Annotated in this window: 17 protein-coding genes; 9 read left to right on the top strand and 8 right to left on the bottom strand. The window is 64.5% G+C overall.

The window, feature by feature from the left end; translation table 11 throughout:
• Window positions 1-163 precede the first annotated feature (163 nt).
• The 3 genes from ACFY5D_RS18745 to ACFY5D_RS18735 form a co-directional block, all read right to left on the bottom strand.
• A complete protein-coding gene (locus ACFY5D_RS18745; RefSeq protein ID WP_387533408.1) occupies window positions 164-1,567 on the bottom strand; it encodes a M16 family metallopeptidase in 1,404 nt (467 codons plus the stop codon).
• 233 nt (window positions 1,568-1,800) lie between these two features.
• Entirely contained in the window at window positions 1,801-4,032 is a 2,232-nt protein-coding gene (locus ACFY5D_RS18740) for a polyribonucleotide nucleotidyltransferase (protein WP_387533405.1), read from the bottom strand.
• Between the two features lie 345 nt (window positions 4,033-4,377).
• Window positions 4,378-5,910, bottom strand: coding sequence for a hypothetical protein (locus ACFY5D_RS18735; protein ID WP_387533402.1), 1,533 nt, complete (start codon window positions 5,908-5,910; stop codon window positions 4,378-4,380).
• Window positions 5,911-6,181: 271 nt separating this feature from the next.
• Here ACFY5D_RS18735 and ACFY5D_RS18730 point away from each other — a divergent pair, with 271 nt between their 5' ends.
• Both ACFY5D_RS18730 and ACFY5D_RS18725 read left to right on the top strand, forming a co-directional pair.
• Window positions 6,182-6,661 carry a 2'-5' RNA ligase family protein gene (locus tag ACFY5D_RS18730; RefSeq protein ID WP_387533399.1) on the top strand — a complete coding sequence of 160 codons (480 nt, stop codon included), beginning with the start codon at window positions 6,182-6,184 and terminating at the stop codon, window positions 6,659-6,661.
• Window positions 6,662-7,006: 345 nt separating this feature from the next.
• Window positions 7,007-7,321, top strand: a complete 315-nt coding sequence (locus tag ACFY5D_RS18725) for a hypothetical protein (RefSeq protein WP_387533397.1) — start codon at window positions 7,007-7,009, stop codon at window positions 7,319-7,321.
• 930 nt (window positions 7,322-8,251) lie between these two features.
• Here the strand turns inward: ACFY5D_RS18725 and ACFY5D_RS18720 are convergent.
• The gene (locus ACFY5D_RS18720) at window positions 8,252-9,586 is read right to left on the bottom strand and encodes an MFS transporter (protein ID WP_387533666.1); all 1,335 of its coding nucleotides are present in this window, start codon (window positions 9,584-9,586) and stop codon (window positions 8,252-8,254) included.
• A gap of 487 nt (window positions 9,587-10,073) precedes the next feature.
• Between ACFY5D_RS18720 and dhaK the strand changes: the two genes are divergently transcribed.
• The 5 genes from dhaK (at window position 10,074) to ACFY5D_RS18695 (ending at window position 14,087) form a co-directional block, all read left to right on the top strand.
• Complete coding sequence (gene dhaK, locus ACFY5D_RS18715) at window positions 10,074-11,072, top strand: dihydroxyacetone kinase subunit DhaK (protein WP_387533395.1); 999 nt, start codon at window positions 10,074-10,076, stop codon at window positions 11,070-11,072.
• A gap of 59 nt (window positions 11,073-11,131) precedes the next feature.
• A complete protein-coding gene (dhaL, locus tag ACFY5D_RS18710) occupies window positions 11,132-11,779 on the top strand; it encodes a dihydroxyacetone kinase subunit DhaL (RefSeq protein WP_387533392.1) in 648 nt (215 codons plus the stop codon).
• Entirely contained in the window at window positions 11,776-12,453 is a 678-nt protein-coding gene (gene dhaM / locus ACFY5D_RS18705; RefSeq protein WP_387533389.1) for a dihydroxyacetone kinase phosphoryl donor subunit DhaM, read from the top strand. The genes dhaL and dhaM overlap by 4 nt, the downstream gene beginning before the upstream one ends.
• Window positions 12,454-13,033: 580 nt before the next feature.
• Window positions 13,034-13,351, top strand: a complete 318-nt coding sequence (locus tag ACFY5D_RS18700; RefSeq protein WP_387533386.1) for a DUF1016 N-terminal domain-containing protein — start codon at window positions 13,034-13,036, stop codon at window positions 13,349-13,351.
• A gap of 121 nt (window positions 13,352-13,472) precedes the next feature.
• Entirely contained in the window at window positions 13,473-14,087 is a 615-nt protein-coding gene (locus ACFY5D_RS18695; protein WP_387533383.1) for a PDDEXK nuclease domain-containing protein, read from the top strand.
• 195 nt (window positions 14,088-14,282) lie between these two features.
• Here ACFY5D_RS18695 and ACFY5D_RS18690 read toward each other — a convergent pair whose 3' ends face one another.
• From ACFY5D_RS18690 to ACFY5D_RS18680, 3 genes are all read right to left on the bottom strand, one after another.
• Complete coding sequence (locus ACFY5D_RS18690; RefSeq protein WP_387533380.1) at window positions 14,283-15,098, bottom strand: NAD-dependent epimerase/dehydratase family protein; 816 nt, start codon at window positions 15,096-15,098, stop codon at window positions 14,283-14,285.
• Window positions 15,099-15,301: 203 nt separating this feature from the next.
• The gene (locus tag ACFY5D_RS18685; RefSeq protein ID WP_387533377.1) at window positions 15,302-15,727 is read right to left on the bottom strand and encodes a hypothetical protein; all 426 of its coding nucleotides are present in this window, start codon (window positions 15,725-15,727) and stop codon (window positions 15,302-15,304) included.
• Window positions 15,728-15,873: 146 nt separating this feature from the next.
• On the bottom strand, window positions 15,874-16,686 hold the full coding sequence (locus ACFY5D_RS18680) for an SDR family NAD(P)-dependent oxidoreductase (protein ID WP_387533374.1): 813 nt from the start codon (window positions 16,684-16,686) through the stop codon (window positions 15,874-15,876).
• A 100-nt stretch (window positions 16,687-16,786) separates the two neighbouring features.
• Here ACFY5D_RS18680 and ACFY5D_RS18675 point away from each other — a divergent pair, with 100 nt between their 5' ends.
• A complete protein-coding gene (locus tag ACFY5D_RS18675) occupies window positions 16,787-17,386 on the top strand; it encodes a TetR/AcrR family transcriptional regulator (RefSeq protein ID WP_387533371.1) in 600 nt (199 codons plus the stop codon).
• A 169-nt stretch (window positions 17,387-17,555) separates the two neighbouring features.
• Here the strand turns inward: ACFY5D_RS18675 and ACFY5D_RS18670 are convergent, their stop codons facing one another.
• Window positions 17,556-18,152, bottom strand: coding sequence for a TetR/AcrR family transcriptional regulator (locus ACFY5D_RS18670; protein WP_387533368.1), 597 nt, complete (start codon window positions 18,150-18,152; stop codon window positions 17,556-17,558).
• A 142-nt stretch (window positions 18,153-18,294) separates the two neighbouring features.
• Here ACFY5D_RS18670 and ACFY5D_RS18665 point away from each other — a divergent pair, with 142 nt between their 5' ends.
• The gene (locus tag ACFY5D_RS18665) at window positions 18,295-19,212 is read left to right on the top strand and encodes a hypothetical protein (protein WP_387533365.1); all 918 of its coding nucleotides are present in this window, start codon (window positions 18,295-18,297) and stop codon (window positions 19,210-19,212) included.
• Window positions 19,213-19,255 lie beyond the last annotated feature (43 nt).

Here is a 19,255-nt window from a genome sequence, read left to right as displayed (position 1 = left end):
CGGCCCCCCCCCCCCCCCCCCCCCCCCCCCCCCCCCCCCCCCCCCCCGCCCCGCCCCCCCCCCCCCCCCCCCCCCCCCCCCGCCCCGGGGGGGGGGGGGCCCCCCCCCCCCCCCCCCCCCCCCCCCAACAACCCCTCATACTTATGACCCGAAGGCCCTGTTGCTACATTCCGAAGTCGGAAGGCTTGTCGAAGGGACCGACCACGGTGATGGTGCGCGGGCGGGCCGCCAAAAGTGCCGCCAGTTCCTGCACCTGTTCCGGGGTGACGGCCTTGACGCGTTCGAGCGACTCGTCGATGTCGTGGAAGACGCCGGTGACAAGCTCGGCGCGGCCCAGACGCGACATGCGCGATCCCGGATCCTCGAGTGCCAGCACCATGCCACCGGACAGCTGTCCGACTGCCTTGCGCAGTTCCTCGTCGGTGATGCCGTCGGCCGCAAGCTTCTCGAGCTCGGCCGCCAGCAACTTGATCACGCGTTCGGTCTTGGCCGGGGCGCATCCCGCATACATGCCGAAGTAGCCGGCGTCGGAGTACGCGGCGGAGAACGAGTAGGTGGAGTACACCAGCCCGCGCTTCTCGCGGATCTCCTGGAACAGGCGCGAGGACATGCCGCCGCCGAGGACGGCGTTGAGCACGCTCATCACGTGGCGTCGCTCATCGGTGGCCACGATGCCGGGGCAACCCATGATGATGTTGACCTGCTCGACGGGTCGGCGGATGACCTCGATGCGCTCCGAGCCGGTGATTTCCACGGGCTCGGTGGAGCGGCGCGGGACCGGCGATGCGTTCTCGGGAAGTTCCCAGCCGGCCTCGCGCAGGGCGCTGAGCACCAGGTCGCAAACCACGTCGTGGTCCAGCGAGCCTGCGGCGGTGATGACGAGCTCGTCGGGGGTGTAGAAACGACGGTAGTGTTCCCAGACCGACTCGCGGCTGATACCGGTGATGGCCTCGGGCGTGCCACCGATCGGGCGACCCAGGGAGTGCTCCCCCAGGACGGCTTCCACGAAGCGCTCGTGGGCGACATCCCCCGGATCGTCGGCGTCCATCGCGAGTTCCTCAAGGATCACGTCGCGTTCCTGTTCCAATTCATTTGGATCAATAACGGCGGAGGTGATCATGTCGGCGATGACGTCGATTGCCATGGGCAGGTCGGTGTCGAGAACGCGGGCGAAGTAGCAGGTGCTTTCCTTCGCGGTTGCGGCGTTCGATTCGCCACCTACCTCATCAAAGGCGGAGGCGATTTCCATCGCGGTGCGTCGCTTGGTGCCCTTGAACAGGAGGTGTTCAAGGAAGTGTGTGGAGCCGTGCTGGCCATCCTGCTCGTCGCGAGAACCCACGCCGACCCAGAAACCAATGGTGGCCGAACGCTGGCCGGGCATTGCCTCGGTCAGCACTCGAACACCGCCAGGCAAAACGGAACGGCGCACCAAAGCGCCTCCGGCCTGCCCGTGGATGATGGTGGGGTCTCCCGCCTCGATGGGGGCTGCGGTGTCAGAGACGCCGCGCTCCCCTGCTTTCGCAGGGGATACGCCAACTCCGTCGAGCGGCAGGGGAATCATGACCACTGAGAATGTCCTTTACTGTCCACAAAAATTTGGGTGAGTCGTACTTGGTGGAGTACGAAACGCATTAATCCATTCTTCCACAGTGCCGCCGATTCGCAGTCTGGCTATGAGTGGGCTCTCATTTCGGGAGGAGTTGGTTCCGAGAATTCATCCATGCCCCTGGCACCCAAAGAAAAAACCCGGCCCGCCAAAAGGCGGACCGGGATTTTTCTAGACTAGGAAATCAGGATTCCCTACTCGGCCGATTCGGCGGAGGCGTCGTCCTCTGCCACAACCGGGGCCAGCGAAAGCTTTCCGCGATCATCGACCTTGGTGATTTCGACCTGGAGCTTCTGGCCCACGGAGACAACGTCTTCGACGTCATCCACGCGCTTGCCACCGGCGAGCTTACGCAGCTCGGAGATGTGCAGCAGGCCGTCCTTGCCCGGGGTCAGGGAAACGAACGCACCGAAGGTGGTCAGCTTCACGACGGTGCCAAGGTAGCGTTCGCCGATTTCCGGAACCTGTGGGTTTGCAATGGCGTTCACTGCGGAACGAGCGGCTTCTGCCGACTCGCCGTTGGTGGCGCCGATGAGGACGGTTCCGTCGTCCTCGATGGAGATATCCGCTCCGGTATCTTCCTGGATCTGGTTGATCATCTTGCCCTTCGGGCCGATGACCTCGCCGATCTTATCCACTGGAATCTTCACGGAGATGATGCGCGGTGCGTAGGTGGACAGCTCATCCGGGGTGTCAATGGCCTGGTTCAGGACGTTGAGGATGTGCAGACGTGCCTCGCGGGCCTGGGTCAGCGCAGCGGCCAGGACCGATGCCGGGATGCCGTCGAGCTTGGTATCAAGCTGGATGGCGGTGATGAACTCGGAGGTACCTGCAACCTTGAAGTCCATGTCACCCATGGCGTCTTCGGCGCCGAGGATGTCGGTCAGTGCCGCGTAGCGGGTCTGGCCGTCAACTTCGTCGGAAACCAGGCCCATGGCGATGCCGGCAACGGCAGCGCGCAGCGGGACGCCGGCGTTGAGCAGCGACAGGGTCGAAGCGCAAACCGAGCCCATGGAGGTCGAGCCGTTGGAGCTCAGTGCCTCGGAGACCTGGCGGATGGCGTACGGGAATTCCTCGCGGGACGGCAGAACCGGCATGATTGCACGTTCTGCCAGGGCACCGTGGCCGATTTCGCGGCGCTTCGGCGAACCCACGCGGCCGGTTTCACCGGTCGAGTACGGCGGGAAGTTGTAGTTGTGCATGTAGCGCTTGCGCGTTACAGGCGACAGCGAGTCGATCTGCTGTTCCATCTTGAGCATGTTCAAGGTGGTGACGCCCATGATCTGGGTTTCGCCACGCTCGAAGATCGCCGAACCGTGGACGCGGGGAAGAACCTCGACCTCGGCGGTGAGCTTGCGGATGTCGGACAGGCCGCGGCCGTCCATGCGGACCTGGTCGGTCAGGATGCGCTGGCGCACGACGTGCTTGGTCAGCGAACCGAAGGCCTTGGAGATCTCGCCTGCGCGGGTCTCGAAGGCGGTGCCCTCGGCGGCCAGCTCGGCAACTACCTCGTCCTTGTAAGCGGAAGCGGCGTTGTCGCGCTCCTGCTTGCCGGCGATCTGGTAGATCTCGGTGAGCTTGGCGGTGGCCTTGGCCTCGACAGCTGCGTAGGCGTCTTCTTCGTAATCGCGGAAGACCGGGAACTCAACGGTCGGCTTGGCGGCGCGAGCTGCCAAGTCTGCCTGTGCATCGCACAGCGCCTTGATGAACGGCTTTGCAGCCTCAAGGCCCTGGGCAACAACCTCTTCGGTCGGGGCGGTGGCGCCCTGTTCCTTGATGAGGTTCCAGGAGTTGTCGGTAGCTTCGGCTTCAACCATCATGATGGCAACGTCGTCGCCAGCGATGCGGCCGGCTACGACCATGTTGAAGACGGCATTTTCCAGCTGGCTGTGCTTCGGGAAGGCAACCCACTGGGCACCGTTTCCGTCGTCAACCAGGGCAACGCGAACGCCACCGATCGGGCCGGAGAACGGCAGACCGGAAAGCTGGGTCGACATTGAGGATGCGTTGATGGCAACCACGTCGTAGAGCTCGTCCGGGTTGATTGCCAGGACGGTGACAACGATCTGAACTTCGTTGCGCAGGCCCTTGACGAATGCCGGGCGCAGCGGGCGGTCCATCAGACGGCAAGCCAGGATGGCTTCGGTCGACGGGCGGCCTTCGCGGCGGAAGAAGCTGCCCGGGATGCGGCCGGCAGCGTACATGCGCTCCTCGACGTCCACGGTCAGCGGGAAGAAGTCGAAGCCTTCACGCGGGTGCTTGCCGGCGGTGGTTGCCGAGAGCAGTGCGGTGTCTTCGTCGATGTAAACCATGGCTGCACCTGCAGCCTGCTGGGCCAAACGGCCGGTTTCGAAGCGGATAACTCGCTTGCCGTATCGACCGTTGTCGATCACGGCCTCTGCGAATTGAATTTCTGGACCCTCCATGTGGGGGCATTCCTTTCGATCGCTCCCCGGGGAATGCGGCGAACCGACGTGCCCTGCCCGGATCTGGTCTTCGATCGAGACTCGCGCTACATGAAGAATCAGAGCGAAAGCCACTACCGAGGACCGCGATCTGTGCGGCGGGGACCTGCGGCGGCATGGTCCGGGGAGTAATTGTTTGTATTGGTTTTCCGCAATACACGGACAACCACGTATAAGACTACCGGGAATCGGTGCAAGTTGCAGTTCTGCACACCACACCGTGTTGGCGTGGCTCAGTAGTGCAGCGAACATGGCGTCTCGGCACCTCAGCCACCGCAATCACGCGCCCATTGGCGGTCGCGCGGTCTACTGGTAGGAGACGAACCACGGCTTCGGGTCGATGTCGAATGTCTGCTTCGGGGTGAACGTCGGGGAGTCCTCGTCGATGAAGTTCTTCCACGCCATCCTGATGCCCTTGGGCAGGTCTTGGCGCAGGTTGTCCCAGGTTCCCATCTTCATCCCCGGTGAGCCGTGGCCGTCGGCGTGCACGACCATCGCCAGTTCGGGGTGCGAGGTGTCCAGCGTGGAGCGGTTGCGGATCATGCTCTGCGTGAACTGGTGCAGGATGACGACCTTCTGCGGCAGCTGGTGCTCGCGCGTCAGCTCGGCCAACCAGTCGTTGGCGCGGTTGAGCTCGGCGGCATCCACGGAGCCGATCTGGACCATGTGCCGCTGGTTGGGCTTGAGCCTCCACTCGGGGTCGTAGGCGATGCCGACGTTGGGGTAGGTCAGCAGCTTTTCGTAGCGCTTGGCTTGGGTCAGGAAGTCGTTGCGACCCGGTTGCAGGTCAAGCACCACGTACACCCCGGCTTCCTCGGCAGCCTTGACCCAGGGCTCGAGTACCTCCACGGGAATGTAGCTGGAGTACTTCCCGTCCTTGCCGGCGGACGCCGAGGCGACGGTCGCGATGATCTCGAAGGCCGGCTGGACCTTTTCCTTGCTGTGGGGCTGGTACTCCGCGGCGTACTTCTTGGCGAGCTTGATGGCCGCATCGACGTCCTGTTCGCCGAGCAAACCCAGTGAAGAGGTCCCGGGCGTCCCGTACAGCGCAACCATGCGCCGGTCCGGGAACACGAGCTGCCCGCCGCCGGGAAGTTCCTTTCCTCCGGCAGCCGTTGCCGCCATGGCCGAGAAATCCTCGGCATTCCCGAACCCGTTGCCGATCGCGTACAGGCCCGCCTCCGCATGGTCCTGGAAGAATTTTTGGTTCTTCGCGGCACGCGGGTCGGGCGAGTCCATGGTGTGGAGGTTGGCCCCTGCGGCTTGGGCAGTTGCCAGTGCGGGGCCGGCCGACTCCGCTTCCTTGTCCGCCGAGCCTACGACGACGGCGAAGCCGGACTCCGTGGTACCTTCGGCCGGGTCGATGTCAGGCAGGTCCGCATTTGGCGCCGACCCGTCGACGACTTTCAGTCCCCCGACCAGCGAATCAGGCAGGGCTCCGTGGGCAATGAGGGTGCGTGCGCCCAAACGCTCCAGCTCGCTGGCGAAGGCCTTCTGCTCCGAAACATCTTCCTGCGCTTCGGGTGCGACAAGCAGAGGGACGCCGAGTTCGCGTGCCTGCCCGGTGGCGGCTGCCTGCGCGCCGTCGTTGCCCAGCACGACGACGGCGGGTGCCTTTTCAAAGAACGTCTGGCTCGCTTTCAGGGCCATGTCCTCGGCGCTGCCGCTGATCCGGCCGACCCCGGACACGGGGGCTGCCAACACCACGCTGTCTTTGTTTTTTTGCGACCGGGCGCCGGAGGCGTCCCCCGAATCAGCTGCGGTACATCCGGTCGCAGCCAGAACGAGAACCAGTCCGGAAGCGGCCGCAGCGAGGCGACCCTTTGCCCGAATCGTCATGTCTTTTCTCCCTCGTCGACCATCAGCCAAGGATTTTCATCGGCATTCTTTGATCGCTTGTTCATGAACAGAAAGCGCCTCGGAACAGCTGGACCGGCCCCGGCACGGCAACCACTAAAACGGGGTGGCCACCATGAACGACCCTAGCAACTACTTCCGCTCGGCGCCCGGATTACCCGTGCCCGCGCCGTCATCATGACAGCCGCCGATGACCTGGCTTGGAAGTCACCAAACAGTGGGCCGACCCGGGACCAGAGGCCTATCCTGAAGCATGGGCGTATATGTCCTTGTAGCCTTTGTCGTCCCCGTGCAGGCCGGCTTGGTCTTCTCCCGGGCCAGCTGGCCGTTGCACATCACCTTGGCGCGCTTCGACACCCGGGAAACCGCCGACGACGTACGCGCCCGGTTCGACCACGTGCTGCCTACGCAACTGGGTTTTGACGTGCGCATCGGCTCGGACGCGCAGTTCGGCCGCAATGGGTCCGTGCCGGTCTCACTGGTGGAACCGGAGCCGGCTCTGCAGCGGCTCCATGCCGCCGCTCTGGAGGCGCTGGGACCGCAGGTCCACCTGCCCGGTGCGCAGCACAACCGCTCGAACTACCGCCCACACGTCACCCATGCCGAGACGCGTTTGCTGCCCGGGGACCAGATCCGGATTCGGCAGGCGGCACTGGTGGACCTGCGTCCGGACAACGACCCGCGACTACGCCGGGTTGTGGCAATCTGGGGAACGGATTCGGACACGGAGTAGGTTACGCTCCCCCGCCGAAAACTGCCCGCCCGGTGCAGCGAAGATTGCACGTGCCAACGGATCCGTGGTGACGTGTTTGCGGCCGGCCATCGACAATTCGGGGGGCTCGATGGCAGCCGTTTCCAGAAGCCGCCGTGTACGTTGCGAAAGCCTTGTTGGCGGCTTTCTTCGATGGTGAATTCGGACGGGTCACAGCGGAATTTTCGGCTCGCCGGAAGACAGGTTCTAAGCCGGTCCAGGCAACATCGAAGCCTAAAATTCCGCGAAATCACGGCACTTCAGGCGAAACTCCGACCCGACATGCGGCGCTAACACCTACACAAAATCTCGCAATAGGGTGGAAGCATGGCTACAGAATTCGCAGTGAAAAACATCGAAGACCAAACCAGAGAACTCCTCGACGGACGAGTCCAGTCCATCCGCCACTTGGTGACAGCACGACTAAGGATCACCGAGATCCAAGCACAACTGGAAAATGCCGAACGCGAAGACGCGCGCCTCTATGCGGCCGCCCAGCGCATCGGATGGTCCACCCACGAATTGCGCGAGTTGGGCATCACCGAACCCGTCCAAAGCACCCGTCCCGGGAAGCGTTCCGCAGCAAAGACCCTGTTCATGGTTCCTGGCAACCCGGTGCCGGTATCCCCCGACGAGAACTAGAAACCCCTGCGCAGGGAAGTGCGGAACACATGTTCTGTTCTTCCCTGCGGCCCTGCGCACGCCCTGCCCACCACAGCCCTCAACAACTTCACAGGGCACCGGGCGATGCCTGTGACTGTCAGCGTTCGATGGGTCGGGCATGAATTTCGCGCCCGAGAGGCAACCGGGCGGCGTTCATGAGAGCGGGACTCCGCTCCCGAGGAGCCGCACAGCCGACCCGACCGAACCTCTGGGGCCCGAGCATCTTGCCCATCGGCGTTGATCTGCCCTTCACCGACGCCGGAGCCGTTCTTACCTCACTTTTTGTTGCAGCGTTCCCTTCCCGCAACCCGACGCCGTGAACGCCTGAGGGCCGCGCTCCCTGACTGCCCCCGCGCCGGAACCATGCGGCGTCCGGACGCGGTCTTTTTGCCATGCCCGTGGCGGCACCTTCTCCCTGGAACCCGGCCCGGCATTCCCGCGAACCGTGGCTGGCGCCAAGAAGCCCCATCCCCCACGGCCCCCCGGACAGGAACCAGCGGAAGCTGTTCCTGTCTGTCCCCGCATTGGTCGCCTTTGTTGCCGCGGTGTTCTTCCTGGGACCGGTTGGCTTGATCCCCTACGGCCCGCTGCTGGCCTTCAGCAACGATCGGGCCCCACCCCTTGGCGGTCATGAAAACTGCCCGGAGGCTGCAACGAAATAGCCCGTCGTCCGGACGGGAAGGGCCCTTAGGCTCTGTAAACGTGGTGGTGGGGAGACCACGCCCGTACCCAAAACAGAACAGCCGCTTGAATCCCATAAATCGATCGGCTTACGCGATACCCGGTAGCTTGAAGGTTGCTCCGGATACCTGCCCATGCCATTTTCAGTACCCATCTGCACAGCGGCCCGCATGTTTCCCGGTTTGAACAGGCAACTTCTGACGGCGCAGTCGACTTCTGAACCGGCCGTCAGAGGTTATGGGTGGGGCCTGGGGTGTCGTCCTCCTCCAAGGGCTGCAGCCTGATGTCCTGCGGGTAGAGGTCGGACCCGGTGCGGTCCTTCAGGGTCAGGGTGGCGACCAGCGAGGCCACCACGAGCAGGACCAGGTACGTCGAGACGGCGAGAGTGGTGTTGAACGTGCCCACCAGCGCGGTGGCGATCGTGGGGGCGAAGGCCCCGCCGAGCACCGCGCCGATCGCGTAGCTGATGGAGGCGCCGCTGAGCCGGATGCGGGCGGGGAACAGCTCGGCGTACAGGGCCGGAAGCGGTCCGTAGGACAGGCCCATGACCGCGCCGAAGACCACCACGGCGGCGGCGACCGAGCCCACTTGGCCGGTGTCGATGAGCAGGAAGAGCGGGTACAGCCAGGCGAGCATGCACACCCATCCGATGATGTACATCCTGCGCCGGCCGATGCGGTCGGAGAGCACCCCGGAGACCCAGGTGGAGATCAGCCAGGTCACCGAGCCGAGGGTGATGATGTTGAGGATGGCCCCGGCGTTCATGTGCAGGCTCTTGGTGGCGTAGCCCAGGATGAAGCCGCCGGTGAGCATGTAGCCGGCGGCGTTGTTGCCCATGAAGATGAGCGTGGCCTGGATGACCTTCTTCGGGTGGTCGCGGAACAGGGTGGACAGCGGCGCGGTCTCGGTCTGTTTCGTGGCCTCCAGCTCGTGGAACACCGGGGATTCCTCGACCCGGGTGCGGATGTAGTGGCCGATCAGGATCAGCACGAAGCTCAGCAGGAACGGCACCCGCCAGCCCCAGGCCAGGAACTGTTCGTCGGTGAGGGCGGCGGCGAAGATGGCGGTGACCCCGGAGGCCAGGAGCATCCCTGCGGGGACGCCGAGCTGGGGGAAGGCCCCGAATTTGCCGCGGCGTTCGGCCGGGGCGTGTTCGACGGCCATCAGCGCCGCCCCGCCCCATTCACCGCCGGCGGAGAATCCCTGGATGATGCGCAGGATCACCAGCAGGATCGGGGCCCACACCCCGATGGTGCCGTAGGTGGGCAGGACGCCGATGAGGGTGGTGCCCAGGCCCATGAGGATCAAGGTGATGATCAGAACTATCCGGCGGCCGTACCGGTCGCCCACCCGGCCCATGATGACGGCCCCGAGGGGGCGGAACAGGAAGCTGATGCCCACGGTGGCGAATGAGACGATCGCGGCCATCGGCCCCTGCAGCGGGGAGAAGAACAGCGGGGCCAAGACCAGGGCGGCGGCGTTGGCGTATATGAAGTAGTCGTACCACTCAACCGTCGTGCCGATCATGGTGGCCCCTGCCACCCTGCGCTGTTGCGGGGTCATACGGGCCGTGTCTGTCGATCTGGTGTTCACGAGGATTCCTCCGTCCGGAATCGACGGGCCCGGTCGGGGCAGGCCGCTCGTCGATGGCCACCGGCAAGTGGTGGCGGACAGGATGGTGGCCGGCCTCATGGCCCGCGACAACGCCAATTTTACGGCTTCCGGGCCGCCGAATGATAGGGGCGGGCGACGCCATCGGGACCGTGAACCCCGGCCACGACCGGACGCCGATGATCCCTCCCGGCAGGAGCCCGGTCACGATCCGGCGGAGAATCCGATCTTTCGACAGCGCATCGGGAAAGATCGCGAGCACCATCGAGATGCCTCGGCGACCCGAGCCGCGGCGAAACGGGGGGCGTCCGGATCGACGCAACTCAGTCGTCCGTTCGGCACCAGAACCTCTTCCCCGCGCGGGCACGTGGCCGCTAGGCTGGGCGCAAGCTGACCCCACCGGCCCCGAGCCCGGCTACGCGCACCCTAGGAGAGTTCCATGAAGAAGCTCATCAACGACCCCAAGAACGTCGTCACCGAGGCGGTCGAGGGATTCGCGGCCGCGCACGCCGACATCGTGCGCGCCTCAAACGATCCGATCTTCCTCGTGAGGTCCGACGCCCCCTCGGCCAAGGTCGGCATCGTTTCGGGAGGCGGAAGCGGCCACGAGCCGATGCACGGCGGGTTCGTCGGATACGGGATGCTCGACGCGGCCGTCCCCGGCGCCGTCTTCACCTCGCCCACCCCGGATCCCATCCTCGCCGCGACCGCGGCGGTGAACGGCGGCCGCGGGGTGCTGCACATCGTGAAGAACTACACCGGCGACGTGCTCAACTTCGAGACCGCGGCCGACCTCGCCGGAGCGGACGGCATCGAGGTGCGCAGCGTGATCGTCAATGACGACGTCGCGGTCAAGGACTCGCTGTACACCGCCGGCCGCCGCGGCGTGGCGGGCACGGTGCTCGTGGAGAAGATCGCCGGGGCGGCCGCCCAGCGCGGGGACTCCCTGGACGAGGTGACAGCCGTCGCCGAGAAGGTGATCGGCCAGGTGCGCTCGATGGGCGTGGCGCTGACCCCCTGCGTCGTCCCGCACTCGGGGGAACCGAGCTTCACGCTGGAGGACGACGAGATCGAGATCGGCATCGGCATCCACGGCGAACCGGGGCGGGAGAAGGTCAAGCTGCAGCCGGCCGACGCGATCGTGGACCGCCTGCTCGGCCCGATCCTCGACGACATCCCGTTCGCGTCCGGCGACAAGGTGCTCCTGCTGGTGAACGGGATGGGCGGGACCCCGCAGGTCGAGCTGTACATCGTCTACCGCCGCGCGGCGGAGGTGCTTGCCGAGCGCGGGATCGAGGTCGCCCGGTCGCTCGTGGGCAACTTCACGACCTCGCTCGAGATGCAGGGCATGTCGATCTCGGTCCTCAAGCTCGACGACGCGCTGACCGAGCTGTGGGACGCCCCGGTCCAGACCGCCGCCCTGCGCTGGGGCCGCTGAGCCGTGGCCACAAACCGAGACCACAACCCTTGACCACAGCAAGACGAGAGGAAACCCCCATGAGCCTGGGCGTCGACTGGATGATCGACTGGGTGAGGGCGAGCGCCGCCGTCATCGCCGACCACCGGGTGGAACTGACCACCCTGGACCGGGACATCGGCGACGGCGACCACGGGGAGAACATGGACCGCGGCTTCTCCGCCGTCATCGCCAAGCTCGATTCCCTGCCGGCGGATGCCATCCCCGCCGACGTGCTCAAGCTCGTGGCGACCACGCTCATCTCCACGGTCGGCGGGGCGGCGGGGCCGCTGTACGGAACCGCGTACCTGAAGGCGGCCGGCGCGGTGGCCGGGCTGGCCGAACTCGACGGCGGCGCGCTCTCCGCGCTGCTCCGGGCGGCGCGGGACGGCATCGTGCTCCGGGGGAAGGCCGAGAGCGGCGACAAGACCATGGTCGACGCGTGGACCCCCGCGGTCGACGCCGCGGATGCCGCCGTCGGGCAGGATGCAGACGCGGCTTCCGTCATCGCGGCCGCAGCGGACGCCGCGGAGCAGGGCGCGGTAGCCACCGAGCCGCTGATCGCGCGCAAGGGGCGCGCCAGCTACCTGGGTGAGCGTGCGATCGGGCACCGCGACCCCGGCGCCCAGTCGACGGCCCTGCTGCTCAGGGCGGCGGCCGACGTCGCCGGCGGCACGGCGGCGCCATGACCGTCGGTCTCGTCTTCGTCTCCCACAGTGCCAAGATCGCCGAGGGCCTGGTCGACCTGGCCCGGCAGATGGCACCGGATGTTGCACTGGTGGCCGCGGGCGGAATGGACGACGGCGGCATCGGCACGAGCTTCGACCTGGTGACCGCCGCCATCGCGCGGGCCGAGTCCGGGGACGGCGTCGTCATCCTCTGCGACCTGGGCTCCGCCATCCTCACCGCCGAGACCGCGCTCGACTTCCTCGAAGAGGACGAACGGGCCCGCGTGGACATCGTCGACGCCCCGCTGGTCGAGGGCGGGGTTGCCGCCGCCGTCGCTGCGCAAACCGGCAAGGATCGGGACGGCGTCGCGGCGGCAGCCAGGACCGCTGTTCCGGCGGCCGCCGCCCCTGCACCGGACGCCGGGGCCGCGGAATCCCCCGTGTATTCGAGGGTGGTGACCCTCGTCAACCGCGATGGCCTCCATGCGCGGCCGGCGGCCGACTTCGTGACTCTCGCCGGCACCTTCCCGTCCGAGGTCACGGTGAACGGCGAGGATGCAACGAGCCTGCTCGCGATCATGGCCCTTGGCCTGGTTCGCGGCAGCGACGTGGAGATCGCCACTGCGGACCCCGAGGGCAGGAACGCCGTCGACGCCCTCGCAGATCTCCTGGCATCCGGATTCGGGGAAGCCTGAGCGGACCGGCGCCGGCGCTTCGTGGCTGCGGAGGCGTACTAGTACCCGTACGACCAGCGTCATTAATGGCGCGGCTGCGGCTGTCCCGTGACGGCTAGCCAGCACAGGGCTCACTCGGTGACATGTCTGCCGAAGATACCTGCTTTCAACTGGATTCCTTCAGATGCCGTCCCAGACAATGTCAGACAGTTGAACGGGAAGCGCCAGCTCCCGGAGGACATGCAGTCCAGCCACGCCATCTGAGCATTCCCCCAGGGGACTGGAACGAGACTCCGAGCGATAAGTTTCGTTCCAGCTTTGCACCGCATTCCGATCGAGTTCCGTTCAATGACGGACATGTAGCCGTCAGGGAACACCAACGAGGCCCCGGCCTTGGGGGTTCTCTTGCTCGAAGCGACAGCATCAACAAGGCGGTTCGGGCAATCGCATTCCTCTCCAGCACGGATGCTTGGGTTTGCTGCAGATATCTCACCGTTTACGGCGCCAACGATGGTTGGCACATCCAGCGCGATCTCGATATCCGATGCAGGATCTTTGCCCTGGTCGCCCGTGGGTTTGGGCCGGCGACAAGCTTGTCACCATGTCCACAACCGGTTCCCTCGTTCCCGACGACTACGCACAATTCCTCACCGGCCTGAAGGGCCACGTCCGCTCGGCGCGGGTGCAGGCCCAACGGATCGTGAACACCGCCCTCATCGACCTGTACTGGAACATCGGGAACCGGATCCTGGCAGAGCAGGAACGCCAGGGGTGGGGATGCTCAGTCATCACCAGGCTCGCCGAGGACCTGCGCCGGGAATTCCCGGAAATGACCGGTCCTTCCCGCAGCAACATGCAGTACATGCGCGCCTTCGCGGCCGCGTGGCCGGACTGGGACCCAAATGTCCCACAGACCTGAACTGGGACATTTGCCGTGGGGCCACATCCGGGTCCTGCTGGACAAGAACCTCCCCCCCCTGGATTCCCGCGACTGGTACGCCGCCATGGCCGTGGAACACGGATGGTCCAGGAACGTCCTAATGAACATGATCATGAACAAGACGCTCGAACGGACCGGGGAGGCACCGTCCAACTTCGAACGGCACTTGGCAAAACCGGACTCGGACCTGGTGCAACAAATGGCCATGGACCCCTACGCCCTGGAATTCATGGGCCTCACCGGGGAGATCGCCGAACGCGACCTCGAGCAGGCGCTCATAGACCGCATCGTGGAGATCCTGCGCGAGCTCGGACCCGGATTCGCATTCGTCGGCCGGCAGGTCCACTTCGACGTGGACTGCGACGACTTCTGCCTCGACCTGCGCTTCCTCCACGTCGAGCAGCTGCGCTGCGTGGTCGTCGAACTGAAGACCGGCGAGTTCCAGCCCGAATTCGCCGGCAAGCTCCAGTTCTACATTGCCCTGGTTGACGACAAGCTGCGCCGGGCCGCCCACGCGCCCACCGTGGGCATCCTGATTTGCGGCAGCCGCAACGACCATACGGTCAGGTACGCGTTGAACCAGTCGAACACCCCCATGGCCGTGTCCACCTACACCTACACCTACGAGATGCTGCCTCCCGAGGAGCGACAGGCCCTGCCCGACGCCGACGAGCTGGCCACAGCCCTGGACTGGACGGAACCGGAAGAACGGTAAAAAATCCAGGCTCCCATCGTTCTCCCGAACGTAAACCAGTTCTGTGGCACCTCGTCGGCCGAGTCATTTCTGATGTAAGCGAGGAATTCTGTGCCCATTGTTGTCGTGGACGGATTCCAAACACCCTCGCTGGACATCATGGTCGTGGAAGGCATACTGGCCTGCCTGGAACGTACGCGAGTCTGTGGGCAGCGGTCACTGACTCGCGCTCGGGGTCGTGCGATATTGGCGCGAGAGGGTGTATTCGGGCGAGGCGAATGTGCCACCTTGAGGGCCAGTGGGCTCTCCGGGGATTTCTGGGGCAAAGTTCTCCGCGTTGTCTTGGGGACAAAAGCCAATTCGGGTGCCCGCTTCAAGGTCCCACCAACGTCGGGTATTCCGGGACACCGCATAGTACGTGGCGAATTGGTAGTCCCCAGTGACTGCCGCTGCGAATGCGCGGGTGCAGTCTTCGTGGCTGAGCCACGTGCTCAGCTCGCGGGGCGTGCTGGGCGAAGCTTCGAAGCTACCGATACGCAGGCAGGCGATTTCAATTCCAAATTTGTCCGAGTACAGGCGGCACAGCGTTTCTGCTGCGGCCTTGCTTGCACCGTAGAAGCCGTCAGGGCGGAATGGCTGCTCGGCATTGTTTTGGCTCTCCCTAGGGTAGAAACCCGTCGCCCGATTGCTGCTGGCATAGACGACACGCCTAATCGAGTGCTGGCGGGCAGCTTCGAGCACGTGATGGGTGCCAAGGATGTTTGCCGAAACGAGATCGGCGAAGTCGGCCTCGTCGGCGATTCCACCCAAATGGATGATCCCGGTGACTCCCTCAAGAGCAGCATGAACGGCATTGAAATCGCGAAGATCGACGATGAGGCCCTTTTCGTTGGGAAGAACCGGGCCCGAATCGATGATGTCAAGCAGGAGTAAATTGCCGAGTTGGGAACCGAGCGTCGTCCGCAGGTGACGGCCCACTTGTCCGGCTGAGCCCGTGATCGCCCAGAGCGTGGGCTTTGTCGGATTGGTCATGCTCGTCCTGTCTTTTGGTCATCAGTGCGATAGCCCGTCAAGAGAAATTCGCCTGCCCACTCACAGGGAATGATTCCAAGGCATTTGGGTCTTCAGGTCCGAGCGATCGGGTTTGTGCGTTCTGGCTTGAGCGTACCTTGAGGCCCGTCGCAGACGGGCATTTGAAAATGTACAGCAACCGAATGGATGGCAGAGCGCGCCGCTCATGCTGGGGGGGTCCATGCTGTATCCGATGCCATCGCGAGCGGGCCCGACGGGTCGCCCGAATTCAGGTATCTGCCATAGCTGGTCCGCGGGCCTGAGGCGAAGGCCATGAATGCGCTTGCATGGTCTTCCTTCGTCATGGCGGCCACGTCGTCCGGTTTTACGTGGGCGGGTTCAAGCTGCGGGGTGCAGCTGCGTTCCACGGCTCCTCGGACACTGCGATCCGGGGCGACCTGCAACACGTCCTCCTTGCTCAAGATGCCAATACGCCTACGACAATGCACTGCTTCATGAGTGAGCCTGGCCGGTGCGATGGCCATGGAAAAGCCAGTCAACACCCATTCTTTAATCGCCGATAAGGGCACATATGGAACACTGAAGCGCGTTGCAGAAGCCGTTTGAAGAAACATGGAGAACGTCTCCATGAAGCAAGGCCAGCCCCTCCTTGCCGCCATACTCTACCCGGAATGGGTCGCCTTTGAGTCATAGTGATTCAGCGCCGGGATAGGGCAGCCCTACCGCGGAATTCTTAACGAATATCGAAAGTACCTCGCGAGATCGAATCCGTCATTCAGTTTCCGTCGGGCGCGGAGAGGCGGACATCCCCAAGAACGCGGGCGCTTGTCAGGGCAAGGGCACGGCGAGAGAGCAGGCGGGTGCTCAGCGCGGTGAGGTGGTTGATCCGACCCGAGACGACGCTCGGACGGCCGTTCGCCCTGGCCAGCTCGCGGAACGCGGTATCGATCACCTGTGCAGGAGTCTGCTGTCGACCGACCGATGCGTCGCTCGTGCCAACGACATCGAAGAACTCCGTTTTCGTTGATCCGGGACTCACGGCCAGCACTCGCAACCCGCTCCCCCGAGCCTCCGCCCAAAGCGCCTCGGTGAAGCTCAACACGAAAGCCTTGGTCGCGCCGTAAACAGCCATACCGGGTGTCGGCTGGTATGCCGCGGTACTCGCAATCATGATGAGCGCGCCACTCCCCCTCAACAGCTGCGGCATCAAGAGCCGTGACAGCCCAACCACCGTCCCCACGTTCAGCTGCACCTCGGCCACCATGCGGTCCGGATCAGCGCCGTCGAACGCGCCGTGGCTCCCGAAGCCGGCGTTGTTGACCAGCGAGGTGACATGGATTTCACGGCGTTCGAGCTCGGCGCACAAAGCGCTCGCAGCACCGGCGACACCCAGATCCGCCGGAATCACCTCGATGCTCACGTTCGATGATGCCCGCAATTCTGCCGCCAGCGCCTCGAGCCGGTCGGCTCGTCGTGCGACAAGTACCAGGTTCGATCCGCTCGCTGCGAAGCGCTTGGCGAATTCGACGCCGAGGCCGGAGCTCGCGCCGGTGATGAGCGTGGTTCCCCCACGAAGTTCGAGCGTCATGTTGGGCTCCTATTGGTCGAAGTGTTCAATGTTGACAGTGTCACCATTGAACACACCTACAGCATTGTTGTCAATGTCAACATTCCTGTAGGATCATCGAGTGGACACCCAGCACTATCACCACGGCGATCTCCGCCGAACCCTGCTCGAGGCCGCGGCAGCCAGCATCGAGGCCGTAGGCGTTGAGGCACTCTCGTTGCGGCAGCTGGCACGCGATGCAGGCGTCAGCCATGCGGCTCCGAGCCGGCATTTCCGCGACAAGCAGGCGCTGCTGGACGCGCTTGCAGAGGACGGATTCAACCGCCTCACCGCATTCCTGCATGAGGCGACGCATGAGAATGCAACCACCCCGGCCGCGGTCCGCCGACGTTTCGACGAGCTCGCGCGCAGCTACGTCACCTTCGCACTCGCCCAGCCCACGCTCCTTTCCCTCATGTTTGGCCTGAAGCATTCACCCGATGCCCGCGCCGAGCTCCTCGCCGCGGGACATGCCTCGATGGAGCTCACGATGCGCATCGTAGTCGCAGCGCAGGAGGTGGGTGCGATCGCTCCTGGCGATCCGCATCGCATTGCGCTCGTCGCCTTTGCGACGTTCCATGGAATTGCGACGCTCTCTTCCGGAGGCCTCATCGATGGAACGTCGGCCGACGAACTGGTCGCGACCGCGAGCGAGCTCTTGTGGCGGGGGCTCCAGCCCTGAGCAGCTAAGGGCGTTCCAGCAGTGCGCGCAAAGTCCCTGGATGCGCTCCGCGCAGTGCGCGGGCCAGCCCGGGTCGTCGCATTCTGAGCCGCCGCGCTAGCTAGCATGAAATCAGGAAGCGCTAGACGCCATTCCGCCGCGCTTGTACATTCCCGACCGGCTGGCGCCCCTACGCCATCCGCTCTGGACGTTCGGTCATTGCAGAAGCCATGGCGGTGATCTGGTTGACGAGAACAGTTCGCCGAGCATCATGCTCGACACGGGTTCCAAGCATGAGATCCGAGAGCTGCGGCAGGGTCCAGTATGCGGTGGCAAGGGAGACGACCGTGAGAAGCAGGTGGGCGGAATCTTCCGCCCCGAGGGATGGGCAGGCGGATTGAATGATGGCCGCATTCTCGCGGCACGCACTGGCTCGGGCGTCATGGTCGGCCTCGAGCACGCCACGCTCGAGGCCTTCCCATGCGAGCAGTCGTGGCAGTGCGGGGTGTTCGGCATATTCGTCGTGCAGGCACCCCGCGAATTCTCCGATGGCGCTTGCGCCCTCGCCCTCCAGGGGAACCGCGGTCAAGAAGCATTCAAGGGAGTGCGTGAGCACCGCGTCGAAGAGCCCCTCCTTGTTACCGAAGTATTGGTAGATCCGTTCCTTGTTGACACCGGCATCGCGCGCCACGGCGTCGACCCGGGTCCCAGCCAGTCCCCGTTGCGCAAAATGCGTGGTTGCTGCCTCGATGAGAAGTGTGCGTGTTCGTTCGGTGTCCCAGGCCATGAAACCAGCCTAGCTCAAATTCCAACCGTTTAGTTGGAAATTTGACGCCCTTGGGTTAGTGTCGTGAAAATACCAACTAAATGGTTGGGAATCCGAAGCGGCGTTCTGCCGAGAAGTCGAAGCGGCATCGAAGGGGATAGTAATGAAGGCATTGCTCTTGGGCGCCAATGGCGCAGTCGGTGGCCACATCCGAACAGCACTCCTGGGTGCCGGACATCAAGTGACCGCAGCCGGACGAAGGGCTCCACAAGACGGGCTCAGCATCGATGTTTCCGGCAGCGATCTGGGAGATCTGGCTGCTGCCGCACGCGAACATGATGTGACTATCAATGCCTCGGGTGTGGAGAATCCAAATCTGGGTCAAGCTGTCGGTGACAGCACCTTGCTCGATATCAGCGCGAGTTCAAACTACCTCAAGCAACTGCGCGCAGTGGCTCCACGTGCGTCGATGATTCTCGGAGTTGGACTGGCCCCAGGCCTGAGCACCATGCTGGCTGCCAGCCTGGACCACGTTCCGGGCGACGACATTGATGTGGCACTCATGCTTGGGGCCGGAGAAAAACACGGGCCCGCCGCGATCGAATGGACCCAGCGGCTTATTGGCGCACCGATCGAGGATCCTCCGGAAGGTCATAAGGTGATGAATTTTCGGGAGGTTTCCTCGTTCAAGGACGCAGGCCAGCGCCGGCGCTATCTGCGGGCGGATTTCCCCGACCACCATTTGCTGGGAAAGGATCGCGGGATCCAGGTGAGAAACTACTTCGCGCTCGGATCCCCTGCGGCAACGAACGCTCTTGCCCTGGTTGCCCGCATTCCCATGAGCCGCCGCCTGATTTCGGCGGTGCCGCCCTTCGGGAGCCAACGGTGGTCAATCGTTGTCAAGAATCGCCGGACCGGGCAGACTCGGGGGGCCTCGGGCACCAACCAATCCAGAGCCACCGGCGTCCTTACGGCACGTGCGGTACAAGAGATGGTTGCACGCGGCGTATCCGGAACCGTGTCGATGAGCGATCTGCTGGAAGTAGACGGTCTTGGCCTGCCGGGCATCGAGATCGACTAGCGCCGCCGGCCGTGTGGCGGTCAGCGTGCAAGTGCCTATATCG

Source organism: Paeniglutamicibacter sp. NPDC012692, from assembly GCF_042901625.1.
Taxonomy (GTDB): Bacteria; Actinomycetota; Actinomycetes; order Actinomycetales; family Micrococcaceae; genus Paeniglutamicibacter.
This window is presented reverse-complemented; position numbering and strand designations above follow the sequence as displayed.

Bases quoted from the DNA above. Each gene is read 5' to 3' on its own strand.
- ACFY5D_RS18730 (WP_387533399.1), top strand. From the start codon at position 6,182: ATGGGCGTATATGTCCTTGTAGCCTTTGTCGTCCCCGTGCAGGCCGGC.
- ACFY5D_RS18740 (WP_387533405.1), bottom strand. From the start codon at position 4,032: ATGGAGGGTCCAGAAATTCAATTCGCAGAGGCCGTGATCGACAACGGT.
- ACFY5D_RS18695 (WP_387533383.1), top strand. From the start codon at position 13,473: ATGAACATGATCATGAACAAGACGCTCGAACGGACCGGGGAGGCACCG.
- dhaL (WP_387533392.1), top strand. From the start codon at position 11,132: ATGAGCCTGGGCGTCGACTGGATGATCGACTGGGTGAGGGCGAGCGCC.
- dhaM (WP_387533389.1), top strand. From the start codon at position 11,776: ATGACCGTCGGTCTCGTCTTCGTCTCCCACAGTGCCAAGATCGCCGAG.
- ACFY5D_RS18720 (WP_387533666.1), bottom strand. From the start codon at position 9,586: ATGACCCCGCAACAGCGCAGGGTGGCAGGGGCCACCATGATCGGCACG.
- dhaK (WP_387533395.1), top strand. From the start codon at position 10,074: ATGAAGAAGCTCATCAACGACCCCAAGAACGTCGTCACCGAGGCGGTC.
- ACFY5D_RS18690 (WP_387533380.1), bottom strand. From the start codon at position 15,098: ATGACCAATCCGACAAAGCCCACGCTCTGGGCGATCACGGGCTCAGCC.
- ACFY5D_RS18700 (WP_387533386.1), top strand. From the start codon at position 13,034: ATGTCCACAACCGGTTCCCTCGTTCCCGACGACTACGCACAATTCCTC.
- ACFY5D_RS18725 (WP_387533397.1), top strand. From the start codon at position 7,007: ATGGCTACAGAATTCGCAGTGAAAAACATCGAAGACCAAACCAGAGAA.
- ACFY5D_RS18680 (WP_387533374.1), bottom strand. From the start codon at position 16,686: ATGACGCTCGAACTTCGTGGGGGAACCACGCTCATCACCGGCGCGAGC.
- ACFY5D_RS18685 (WP_387533377.1), bottom strand. From the start codon at position 15,727: ATGGAGACGTTCTCCATGTTTCTTCAAACGGCTTCTGCAACGCGCTTC.
- ACFY5D_RS18670 (WP_387533368.1), bottom strand. From the start codon at position 18,152: ATGGCCTGGGACACCGAACGAACACGCACACTTCTCATCGAGGCAGCA.
- ACFY5D_RS18735 (WP_387533402.1), bottom strand. From the start codon at position 5,910: ATGACGATTCGGGCAAAGGGTCGCCTCGCTGCGGCCGCTTCCGGACTG.
- ACFY5D_RS18665 (WP_387533365.1), top strand. From the start codon at position 18,295: ATGAAGGCATTGCTCTTGGGCGCCAATGGCGCAGTCGGTGGCCACATC.